This is a genomic window from Burkholderia aenigmatica (assembly GCF_902499175.1).
Taxonomy (GTDB): Bacteria; Pseudomonadota; Gammaproteobacteria; order Burkholderiales; family Burkholderiaceae; genus Burkholderia; species Burkholderia aenigmatica.
In genome coordinates this window covers 32,279-43,779 of sequence record NZ_CABVQC010000076.1, presented here as the reverse complement: position 1 = coordinate 43,779, position 11,501 = coordinate 32,279, and the positions used below count along the sequence as shown (strand labels likewise).

Genomic DNA, 11,501 nt, shown 5'->3' with positions numbered 1-11,501 from the left:
TAGTGGCTCAGCCGACGGTCGTCAGGTGGGGGAATTTGAAGTGACCATACCCGGAGGAATTTGACCGACCGCCGGGGGACTTCGAGTCGGTTGCGGCGATGGACCTCCCGGCTTTCACTTTTCGGATCTACAACGCGCTCGAGGACGTGCGCATTGAAGGTCTGGTGGAGCGGCGCTACCCTGGTGCCAATCGGATCTTTATGGCAATGCGCGAAACCCTGTCGAAAGACGGGCAGCTTCGCGAAATGTCGAATTCCTCCGATCTGGCTGAAGCTCTGATTACCGCGACGGTGCATACGTTGAACTGGCGGCAGCTCAAGCGAACCTTTTTTGAGGCTCGTGAGGCGATCGCAGTGCAATGGCTTACGAGTGCGTTCGATAGTTCTTTTGCGAACGCATATCTGACGGTCATCAGCAAGGTTCAATTCGCACACACGTCGGCCGATGCCGCCCGGATCGCTGTCGAGGCCGTTTCGCTCCTGCAGCAGTATGCAGAGGAGAACTCGGAGCCGGATCAAGATTCGAGCGACACGGAAGACGGCGGTAAGGATGATGCCAACGGGGATTCGTCGAAGGCTGATTCCGATCCTACCGGCGAAGCAGGATCCGGCGGCGATAGCGATCAGCCCGAGGACAGCGGGCAAGACCGTGAATCCGGTGGTGACGGTGACGTTCAGTCTGCTCCTGCTTCGGATCAGCCTGCCTCGGCGGGCGCCAACGGTGACGATTCAGCCGCGGATGATGGTGCGACGTCGACCGAAGAGGGAGACGCTTCGCAAGGTCTCGCGAACGCTGATTCCGATGCGGCCGAGGATCCGTCCTCGACACAAGGTGGTTCTGCTGACGCCGGCGGTAAGGCCGAATCGCAGCCTGACGGTGTTAAGCCGGAAAGCGTCGCTGGATCTGCATCTGATCCTGGCGACGGTTCGCAGCCGGGCGACGGTTCGCAACCCGGTGACGGTTCGCAGCCGGGCGACGATTTGCAATCCTGTGATGGTTCGGGTCAAGAACCTGGCTCTGTCTCTGCTACTGAAGACGGTACGGGCGCGTGCGCCTTGGCCGACGACGGGCAGCAGCAGGACCAGGTGAATGATTCGGGCGCGTCGTCGTTGGACCTTTCCCAGAAAGCGACGTCGCGAGAAGTTCGTGTGGCGTTAGGCGCTGGCTATAACCCCGGAGAGGATCTCGGGGAAATAGTTCAGGGCATGCTGAATGGGATGGCAGACGAGTCGGATGCGCCTCCCGTCCTGTCGAACGCGATCCCGTTCACGGAAGAGATCGATGACAACGGCGAAATCGTCCAGCGCGTCAAGCGCGAGTCGATCGCGCTGCGTCGGAGATTGACGACGGCTCTGGAAGCGGTGACGCAAACCAGAAGCTGGGATGCGTATGCGGGTGAACGGCTTTCCAATCTGGGTGCTCTCAGGCTGTCGACTGGCGACCTGAACATCTTCGAGCGGGAGTCATCGCGCACCAGCATCGACGTGGCGATTCATCTGCTTCTCGATCGTTCCGGAAGTATGCGACAGGAGGAGCGGATGATGTTGGCGATGGATACATGCACCGCGCTCGGTATTGCTCTCGGGCAAATCGATGGGGTACAGGTGGCTACGTCCGCGTTTCCAGCCGGATCGGAGGAGTGCGATCGGAATGTTCTTGTGCTGAATCGCTTCGGCGAGACGGTGAGGAAACGTGCAGGCCGGATTGCGGCGGTTCGCGCGGACGGCCACAACACTCCGCTCGCAGACGCGATGCTGTATGGCCAGTACTCGCTGTTGTCGACCAAGGCGACCCGGCGGATTCTTCTGCCGATTACCGACGGTGTACCGGACAGCAGGGAAGGCGTGGTGGATGTGGTTGCATCGTGTCAGCGTTGGGGTATTGAGGTGATGGGTGTTGGTATCGGCCTCGATATCTCCGGTGTGATTCCCAACAGCATCTGTATCACGGAGGTTGCAGATCTGCCGACCCAGATGTTCGAGCTGCTTCGCAAGCAGCTCGTTCTGAAGAAGGCGGCGTAGGCCAGGCCCGAGGGTAGATCCCCCGGTTTTTTCAACTGCTGTAGCAAAAGGAGTAGACGATGAGTGTTGATGTGCTCGAGCGTCGGCTTGAAAATGAAAGGCAAGTCGCCGAAGCTCAGTCGCGTTCGCATGATCGTTGGCCTGACTTGCTGCAAGTGGCCGGCCTGGACGAACAGTATCTGCGACTGAAGCGAAACGGTCCGTGTCCCTTTTGTGGAGGCAAGGACCGATATGCCTTTACCGACAAGTACGGTGATGGAAGTTACTACTGCCGCGGATGCGGCGGCGGCAACGGCCTCAAGCTGCTGAGCGTGGTATTCCCTGAAAAGACGTTCATGCAACGTGTTCGCTGGGTGCTGGAGTCGCTTGGGGCGGGGTTGCCCGAGTCTCCGGTACGTCCACGCAGTGCAGATGCACCGCGCCGGTCTGGCGAGCCGATGAGCAAGGAAGAGTTTGCTCGACGCAAGGCTCGCCACGTAAAGCTTTGGAACGAGGCTCGGCGAATCTCGGTAGGTGACCCGGTCTGGAAGTATCTGACCGGTCGCCTTCCCGAGCTTGATCCGGCTGATATTCCTGCTGTCCTTCGGTTTCACCCTGCGCTGCCGTATTGGGAAAAGGACGAGGACGAGAAGTTTGTTCTTGTCGGGAAGTTCCCCGGCATGGTGGCGGCAATCCAAGGACCGGATGGTGTCTGTTGCAATATCCATCGCACCTTCCTCACGGAGGATGGTGCGAAGGCCCCTGTATCGAGCGTGAAGAAGAAGGAACTCTCTCTGGAAATTAAGGGAGGGGCCATTCGACTCTACGCTCCGACTAGCCGGGAACTGAGTGTTGCGGAGGGCATCGAAACGTCCCTGGCTGTCCGGGTGTTTCGCCGTGAAACTTGCTGGTCTATGGTCGACGCCGGCGGGATGGAGGAGTTCGATTTCTCCGTGCTGGACGACATCGATCTGCTGCGGATCTACCAGGACAATGATCTTCCCGACAGTCGGGGAGTTCGTCGTGGCTTCCAGGCAGGCGAGAAGCTCGCTGAGCGTGCGAAGGCGATGGGCAAGCGAGTGATCAAGTACGCACCAGCCAAGGCCGGAACGGACATGCTGGACTTTGTTCGTTCGCTACCAAAGCGGTCATGAAGATAGGTCGGAAACGACCTGAACGGGAGGCGCCGGGGGAAACCTCGGCGTTTTTTTTATGGGGGCGCGGACATCCCCTTGCAAGCCTGTTCGCAACCAGTATCCTGTCGCTATTACGTCAGGCATATTCAATGAGCAATCAGATCGATCGTCTTACCATCCATACTCAAGCCGAAGAAGAGCGCTTCGTGTGTACGTGGCGTCTCGGGCGCAAACAAGGCATCGTTTACGTCACGGTGGATGCCGATGTTGCCGAGAAGGATGTTGTCGCGGAGTTGAGCGCGCTGCACTACCTCGTCGAGGAGGTCCAATTGATGGGAGACAATCGGAGCGGATCGAGCATCGAGATCACGATCTCCAACCCGACGATCCTGGATCTACGAAGCGGCCGGAGCAAGAAGTCGCACCTTTATCCGTACGCGGTGCTGCTTCTGACGAAATTCCTTGAAGTCCCGCTCAACGTTGAGAAGGACTGCTCGTGGGTGGGTGAGGGCGCCAAGACCCGTGAACGGCATCTGTCTGTATCTGAGCCGCTCAAGCTCTTCTTGGACGTCAAGGGGCACGGTAAGGTCGGCGTGCGGCAGCACAGCTTTGATCAGTTCCGCGCACGGCTGAATCATGTCAGCGCGGTCGTCGCCTGGAAGGAGATGCAGCGGGTCGCAAAGGCCGGAATGTCGCCTATTCGGAATCCAGAGCGTGGGAGCACCAAGCTATACCACGCGGAGAGTCATTGGGTGTTCGTGGTGGGCGACGACGGATACTTTGTCACCGCCTACACGGACTTCAACGTGGGAAAGCATGCCCAGCAGGCAGGCGATACACCGGCGATCCGATGACGTGGAGGCTTTGAGACGCCTGATGGGCGGCATATCCAAAGCCAATGTCCGACTGAGCCAGCTGTATCACGGTGTTGTCCTCGAAAGAGAACTCCCACTGAGAAGCGCCATCCGTTTGTGTCACCAAGGCCTTTAGCTTGGCGATGTACATCAATCCATCATATTGGACGATGTAATGCCGATCGGCCTCAAGTCCCAGATTCTGGGTTGTGTAGACAACTTTGTCACCGGCTTGGAGGAGATCCATTGCCTCTCGGGCGGAAACGCTCCAATAGAAGAACAGCCCGATCCAACCAATGGTCGAAAATTCCTTGATGCGTTCGGGCAAAGACATCTGAATCGGGTTGTGCCCGGAGGGATCGTAGAGGAGGTAGCTGTTCACGCTTCCCACGCCGATCAGGTAGTCGGGCGTGACGTTTAGACGTCTCGACAGTTCGATCAGGATGTCATAGCTCGGGACGAACACGCCGGACAAGTACTTATATGCCGTCGGCGATGTGACCCCAATTAAGTCGGCAATGTACCGACTCCGGGCAAAACCGGTAGTCGGAAGGCCTCTTGCGTCAAGAATCGTATGCAGACGCTTCCCGAACGTCTGCCTGACGGCGTCGATGCCGCTCTTTTCCATGGTGGCGCACCCAAAAAGTGAGTTTTCTGCTGAGTATTATGCCGCAGGTCAGTTACCCCGGACGACAAAGTCGAGGGCGGATACCTCTGAATCCATTTTGTCAAGCGTTTTTGTCAAGCCATCGGCACATGCGGATTTTTTGTCCAGGTCGTCGGATCGCCCAACTTCGCCGACGTCCGAAATCGACCAACAGTTAACGGCACGGTAAGGAAGAACTTGAGTCTTGTCGAGTGCGGTACCTAACATTGACGAGCATAAAGGACTTGACGCTTGCATTCCATCGCGGACTTGGGTAGATTCCCGTCAGGAACACTTCCTGTCAAGAAGTTGTTTCCCCAAAAAAGGATATTAAGTAAAGGTTATCGACCAGTGACCACGATCGAGGGTTTCAGAAATGTGTCCTATTCTTGAGCTTGCCGCGCTTGAAAACGTAAAGGCTGTCGAGAATCGCTGGAACGCGGTTCGCATGAATCAGACGCGCGCCATGCTCGTTTACAAGCTGAGCAGCGAAGCCGTTGATGTCCTTCTCTCGACCCCGCTCGAAGTTCTTATTGAGAAGGTGAAGGATGCAAACCAGGCAATTTTCGTGGACAACCAGTTCACGGATCTCCTCAAGGTTGTGACCGTTCAGTCGGCGCCGAAGTCCACCGTCCAGAACGTCATTGCGCTGCGTGGCTGATCATGAAAAATCTGCAGCTTCGCTTCTACATCGAGCACGAGCAGAGGCTCAAGCGGCTGTGCGAGTTCGGCGCCCGTCCCAAAACGATGCAGGCACTACTGTCTCCTCGTGGCGGTGTGCACATCCAGACCTTCCGCGAAATCTTTACCCAGCTCACCGGTCGTACGCCCAAGCCGGGCATGTCTCCGGCGCAGGACTACGCGTTCTTGCAGAAGCCAGGCTGGCGCTTCAAAGGCAGCCTGATCCTTCAAGCCTACATACGCCTCTGCGAACTCGGAGCTCACCACATCGACTCCCTGATCGAAGCTTACGCATTCTTTCTTGAAAGCTCCGAACCGGAAAAGAGTTCTGAGTTCTCGTTCGAGCGGGCGCTGATTCTGGTGCGCGGGTTCGAGACGGGCGATCTTCGGTTCACGAAGTGCGCCTGCTGCTCATCCCATCATGTGCATGAGCGAAACGAACCCGTGATGTGCCCGGTGTGCAACAACGGGAACTTCGGTGGATCTCGAAAGCGCCACAGGAACCGCGTTCTTGCGACATTCCATCAAGCGGGGTAAGTGATTGTTTCCGGCTGCTCGCGCAGCTCCCACTATTCTGCATCAAATTTCGGAAGTTGTAAGCATCTTCTTTCTCACCAGTAAGAATAGTTGAATCTTGGTGGGTGGACTACACAATCCGTCTCAGATTTCTGTCAAGAAGCGTATAGCGAGGAAAGCCTGTTCTTTTGACGAACGTTTCGCGCTTTCTCGGGTAGGTGGCAGAGCATAGACTTTTTTTATGCTCAAAAAAATCCTACAGCGGCTGACAGGCCGATCGGACGAGACGTCGCAGGAAGCCCCGGCTGTCGCGCCGGTTGTTCTCCAACGGCATACCGCGTCTAAAGTTCGTGTGGACACGGTAGCGTCGCGTGTTCCCGTTTATCCCCCTATCGATCCGGGCATTGAGGTCCTGCCGGTCGATAGCATTGTGGAAAGCCAGTCCGCCATGGTTGCACGGATTCGCACCGTGGCGGGGGGGGCCGATGCTGATTTCGCCGACATGTACCTGTCGGTGATTCGGAACCTTGCCGAGTACATCCACCTTCTTCCAGCTTCTCGCCAAGAAACGCACACGGGCGCCGGTGGCCTGTTCCGTCTTTCGCTGGAGATGGGCTTCTACTGCTTGCAGGCCTCTGAGGGGGTGATTTTCACCCCGACCGAAGGAGTGGAGCGTCGTCATAAGCTCGAGCCGCGGTGGCGCTACGCAGCGTTCCTGGCCGGGGTGTGCTCAGAGTTGCACCGGCCGCTTGCGTCCTTGATCGTCAGTGGGCCCGACGGCGCTCAATGGCCCAAGTACCTGCTCCCTTTGCATCGGTGGTGTAGTGAAGGCGGCTTTGACCGGTATCACATTTCCTGGCAACCCGAACCGCGCTTTGAGACCGCATCGGCTAAGGGCGAGGTGTCGGCGATGATCAGTCGTATCGTTCCCGATCGCTGTCTCCAATACCTCGAAGCCGGTTCGCCGGCGATCGCTCCGATCGTGTTCTCCGTTGCGACTGGTGCGGCCCGAGACAACGAAAACTCCGTTGCCGAGCTCGTCGCGCGCATTCGAAAGCGCGTCCTGGATCGCGACAAGGCGGTTCGGCCGGATTACTACGGCACGATGGTCGTGGGTAACCATCTTGAACCCCATCTGCTCGAGGCGATGCGGACGCTTATCCGAGATGGCAAGTGGAAGATCAACCAGGATGGCGGCCGCGTGTGGTTCGGGGCGGACGGGCTGTTCGTGATCTGGAAGAAGGCTGCGGAGGAATTGTCGCGAGAAATTGCGCAAAAGGGAATTCAGGGTGTGCCGACGGAGGCAAACACGCTCGCGGAGGCCCTGCTGAACGCGAAGGTCTTTGCGGCAAAGGTGGACCGCGATCCGTACTGGAAGGTCGTCCTTCCCAACGGCAAAGAGTACGTCGCGACAAAGCTCGTCAACCCGCTCAGCCTGCTCGGCGACATCGAGCTAATGCCGCTACCTACCGCGCTGGCGGGCGGGGCTGCTGCTCCGGTCGCAGCACCGAGTGGCGGAAGCGTTGCGCAAATGCCTGTGGCGACACCAACTACTCCGGCGTCCCCAGTGCCGGCGTCTCCCCAGACTCCCGCGCCGGCTGAGGCCATCTCCACTCCGGGCGAGGGTCCGAAGCCTCCGGCACCGGCCGGAAAAGCACCGGATCGGCTGACGTCACTGATGCAACAACAAGCTCAGTCCCGGTCGGCGATGCGGACGCTGGATCCGACGGAATTGGGCGAGCGGACGGCAGAAGAGGCGATCGCGGAGCGTGTGGCAGAGGGTGCAAAACCACCCGCTGCAAAACCGGACGGTGAGGTGGCCACGGTGGATCAGGCTGCAAGCGCTAACGGGACGCCCGGCATCGCGGCAAGTACGCCGAGGCGTGCCGATTCAGGAGCGGCGCAGGAGGGGCGTGGCAGCAAGAAAGTGCGGGCGGGCGGGGATGACGGCGCAGCAGTTGCGCAAAAGGAAGTTCCACCGTCGGCGGGCGCCGGGAATCGGGGTGCCGCTCAGAGGCAAGATGCTGCTGCACAAGCCAAGCTCCCGGCACCAGCCGAGCAGGCCGAGTTCTCATACGTCCAGCTTTTGCCCGAGCAATTCCGTCGCAAGTTGAAGCCGTTCCTTGGCGAAACGTTAGGGCGTTTGATTGCGGACTATCGATCGGGTGAGTTCAACGACAAGTTCTTGCTCGACCGCGATGGCTTGTGCGTGAGCTTCAAATACGCGGGAACCCTTGGCGCCCCTTTGCCGGCCGTTATTGAGGAGCTCGATTACCTGAACATGCTCTACGTCGACCCCTCCAATCCGGGAAAGAAGCAGCACCATCGGAAGCTACCGGGCTCGGATAAAGACACGCCGTGCCTCGTCTTGGCGTCACACGCCGTTCAGTATCTCGAGATCATCCAATGATCATCAACTACCAGAATTTATTCCGGCCGACCTATGAAGCACGATCGGCGGTCGCGTGGGGCGTGTCGCTTGCCTCGATGACGGGCATCGCATTAGCGTCCGATGTTCACACGAACGCCTTCGTATGGATGGGTGCCGGGTCAGCCGCAATGATGCTTTGGCGAGCCAAACAAACGCAGAGCATCTGGAACTTCAAAGCCAATCTTGCGGGCAAGCCCTTCACGTTTCTGAAGGCCGATATTGTTCGGGTCAATCTTCCTAAGTTCGGGGACAACCTGTGGCTTGGCTGGGGTTATCGCTGGGAGCCTAGTCATACCCAACAGGCAACCGAGATTATGAAGCGGGATCTAGCGGCCGTGTATCCCCCGAAGTGGTTTCTCAAGGCTCGCGGCCTGAAGGGACCGCAGCTCGACCCCACTAACGCGAAAGGCCTCCAGTGGATCCACGGGCTCTCGGAAGAGTCGGACATGTTGATGCCGCTTTCGGCGATGCAGGGCCACACCGCGGTGCTGGCGACGACGGGCGCGATCAAGACGACGCTGTATAGCCTGCTCGTCTATCAGCTTGCCTTGCGCGGGTACACGATCATCATCATCGATCCTAAAGGGGATCACGATCTGAAGGAGATCGCGAAGAACGCCGGCACTCTGTCGGGGCGACCGGAGAAGGTCATCACGTTTCATCCGGCTTTTCCGTCGGAGTCCGTGCGTATCGACACGCTCAAGAACTGGGACCGGGAGACTCAAGTGGCGTCGCGAATCTCGTCACTCATCCCGAGCGACGGGGACGAGTCATTCCGCTCGTTCGTGTGGATGCAGGTCAATCACGTTGCCCAGGCCTTGATTTATACGGGCACGAGGCCGTCCTGGTCTTCATTGCTCGATGCGATCCAGAACCTCAATGGCGCGCAAAAGTTGCTGGAAAAAGCGCTGCGCATCTTCTTCAGGCAGAACGTCCCGGGGTGGGAAGCGCAAGTTGCGCCCGCGATCGCGAAATTCAACAAGCCGGAAAGCAAGAAGAACAATGATATGGAAGGCGCTTCAGCCGAGTTGCGCGCCTACGTGGAGTTCTTCGAATCCGAAATCCCGCTCAACGATCAGCCACGTCAAATCAAAGGCCTGATCAGTACCGTGCGCTCGAACCGTGAATGGTTCGCCAAGATGATGGTGCTGTTGCTGCCTTTGCTGACCAAACTCACGGCAGGCGAGCTCGAAGGGCTACTCAGCCCGGATTACGACGATATCGACGATCCACGGCCGATCTTCGACACGAAAAAGATCGTCGACGGCGGGTACATCTTCTACGCAGGGCTCGACTCTTTGAGCGATCCGGAAGTGGGTTCTTCGATCGCGGCGGCGCTCCTGTCCGATATGCAGGCCGTTGCAGGTGAACGATACAACTACGACAAGAACATCAAGGAAAAGTCCCGCATCGTCGTTTTGATCGACGAGTGGGGCGATGTCATGTGCGAGCCGGTGATTCAGGAGTTGAACAAAGGCCGTGGTGCCGGCCTCGACATCATCGCTTGCGGCCAAACGTTCGCTGACCTTTCCGACAAGCTCGGTTCGGAGGTCAAGGCAAAGCGGATGATCGGCAACTTCAACAACCTGATTGCGGGCGCAACGCAGGACGAAGAAACGCAAAAGATCATCGCCGAGAAGATTGGCGAAACATACATCAAGAAGATTTCGCGCAGCCACGGACGTAATTCGAAGACTGAGGACCACGGTATTGAATTCGGCGGGTCGATCAGCGAGACAGTATCCGAGGAGTTGGTCGACCTGTTCCCCATCACGTTGATGAGCAAATTGCCGGACTTGCATTACATGGCCGTTTGGAACCGCGGGACGGTTGTCAAGGGACGCATTCCGAAGCTCGTTCTGTGACGAGTTGGACACACTAAATCGATTGAAAGAGAGTTATGGAATCGCAGGTTATCGATCTGTCAGGCATGGAATTTCGTAGGCGAACGAAGGGCGCTGTGGAAGTGCCGGTGTCCAGCATCTGCAAGCAGGGTGATGTGATCCTGTCGAATGTACTTCGTTCGACCGAGCGAAAGGCCGCGGCCAAACCGATTTTCTTGCAGTGGCCAACGCTGCAGCAGTCGGCTATGAAGTTTTGCGAAATCCTGTCTGATCGCTACCCGGGCGCGGTGGGTATGTCGCTGGTGGAAGAGGCGATCCAGCGCGCGATCGAGCGCTTCGTAGAAGTCTATGAAACTTCACGGAGAAGCACCGATTCGATGGTTGCCTTTCTCGAATCTTTGGCGCTCTCTGCTGACGTTGCCATGGAGTACAGCGCCGTTGGTTTCGATGAGGCAGGCAACCGCCGGGTATGGCCGCCTTTCGAGGAACCCATTGGTTCGTGGGCAAGGCGCCTTGGCCTTCAGAAAGTGCGATTCGTCCGTGTCCCGCAGGCGGAGCCTGATGTGCTCGTCGGAAATCGCTTTCTGCTGTGTAGTCGGATTATGACGGCCAAGGACATCGGTCGGGTCAGTGAGCTGCCGAACGGCTCGCTGGATATTCGAGCACTTGGGAGACAGTGATGAAGTGGGGCATACATCTTAAGTTTTGGATCCTCTTGACACTGGTGCTGATCCTTGCCGTCCCGGCGATCGTCTCGGTACAAGACGGTCTTGACCGGATCTCGCGCGAGGTGGAGATGACGAGGGCGGTCTTCGGGGATGAAAAGACCGAGACTATTGTCGACAGCGCAAAAAGTGTCTATGGCACCGCCTTCGTGAAATCCGGGTTCATCACGGACCTGAACAAAACTCACTTTTCTCAAGCTGACTACAGGAAGGCACATGCCCTGAGCGGAGCGCTCAAGCACTTTGGAACGGTCACAAACTCGTACTTCGGTTCGATGGTGATCAATCTCTACGGGATGATGATCCGGCTGTTTATCGTGTGGCACTGGCTCGCATTCGTTGGTCCCTTCCTGATCGCGTGCGTGGTCGACGGCTATATGACCCGTGCAAAAAAGCTTGCCGAATTTGCCTATCAGAATCCCAGCGCTTTCTCGCTGGCTGCGCACGTGCTTCTCTGGATCGTTTTCTTCCCAGTGATGTACCTCGTGGCACCTATCCCGGTGACGCCTCTGTTTGTGCCGATTTGGGCGCTCGTGATGGCACTTCCTGTGGCGGTGATGCTCTCCAACTCGCAGCGCATTTTCGGTTCCTGAGCAATTGTCGGGGGAAACCCCCCCGCTTTACGTTGCGTTTCCGGGTAGTTCCTGACAGGAAGCTTGGGTAGATTA

At 57.8% G+C, this 11,501-nt stretch carries 10 protein-coding genes; 9 read left to right on the top strand and 1 reads right to left on the bottom strand.

Annotated elements, in window-relative coordinates; genetic code table 11:
• The first annotated feature begins 98 nt into the window (after positions 1-98).
• From BDO18943_RS36025 to BDO18943_RS36015, 3 genes are all read left to right on the top strand, one after another.
• Positions 99-2,021, top strand: a complete 1,923-nt coding sequence (locus tag BDO18943_RS36025) for a VWA domain-containing protein (RefSeq protein ID WP_175025940.1) — start codon at positions 99-101, stop codon at positions 2,019-2,021.
• 59 nt (positions 2,022-2,080) lie between these two features.
• Positions 2,081-3,154 (top strand): DUF7146 domain-containing protein, encoded by a 1,074-nt coding sequence (locus tag BDO18943_RS36020; protein WP_025647491.1) that lies wholly within the window; start codon positions 2,081-2,083, stop codon positions 3,152-3,154.
• Between the two features lie 131 nt (positions 3,155-3,285).
• Entirely contained in the window at positions 3,286-3,990 is a 705-nt protein-coding gene (locus tag BDO18943_RS36015) for a hypothetical protein (RefSeq protein WP_025647493.1), read from the top strand.
• Here the strand turns inward: BDO18943_RS36015 and BDO18943_RS36010 are convergent.
• Positions 3,938-4,618: a helix-turn-helix domain-containing protein gene (locus BDO18943_RS36010; RefSeq protein WP_025647495.1), complete on the bottom strand. Its 681-nt coding sequence runs from the start codon at positions 4,616-4,618 to the stop codon at positions 3,938-3,940. The two genes, BDO18943_RS36015 and BDO18943_RS36010, sit on opposite strands and share 53 nt — an antisense overlap.
• Positions 4,619-5,084: 466 nt before the next feature.
• Here BDO18943_RS36010 and BDO18943_RS36005 point away from each other — a divergent pair, with 466 nt between their 5' ends.
• From BDO18943_RS36005 to BDO18943_RS35980, 6 genes are all read left to right on the top strand, one after another.
• Positions 5,085-5,297, top strand: a complete 213-nt coding sequence (locus BDO18943_RS36005) for a hypothetical protein (RefSeq protein ID WP_235996278.1) — start codon at positions 5,085-5,087, stop codon at positions 5,295-5,297.
• Between the two features lie 2 nt (positions 5,298-5,299).
• The gene (locus BDO18943_RS36000) at positions 5,300-5,854 is read left to right on the top strand and encodes a FlhC family transcriptional regulator (RefSeq protein ID WP_025647500.1); all 555 of its coding nucleotides are present in this window, start codon (positions 5,300-5,302) and stop codon (positions 5,852-5,854) included.
• A 220-nt stretch (positions 5,855-6,074) separates the two neighbouring features.
• Positions 6,075-8,243 (top strand): MobH family relaxase, encoded by a 2,169-nt coding sequence (gene mobH / locus BDO18943_RS35995; protein ID WP_025647502.1) that lies wholly within the window; start codon positions 6,075-6,077, stop codon positions 8,241-8,243.
• Complete coding sequence (traD, locus tag BDO18943_RS35990; RefSeq protein ID WP_089454654.1) at positions 8,240-10,129, top strand: conjugative transfer system coupling protein TraD; 1,890 nt, start codon at positions 8,240-8,242, stop codon at positions 10,127-10,129. Before mobH ends, traD begins: the two co-directional genes overlap by 4 nt.
• Before the next feature lie 35 nt (positions 10,130-10,164).
• A complete protein-coding gene (locus tag BDO18943_RS35985) occupies positions 10,165-10,788 on the top strand; it encodes a hypothetical protein (protein ID WP_089454653.1) in 624 nt (207 codons plus the stop codon).
• A gap of 44 nt (positions 10,789-10,832) precedes the next feature.
• Positions 10,833-11,426, top strand: coding sequence for a DUF4400 domain-containing protein (locus tag BDO18943_RS35980; protein ID WP_235996279.1), 594 nt, complete (start codon positions 10,833-10,835; stop codon positions 11,424-11,426).
• Positions 11,427-11,501: the final 75 nt, after the last annotated feature.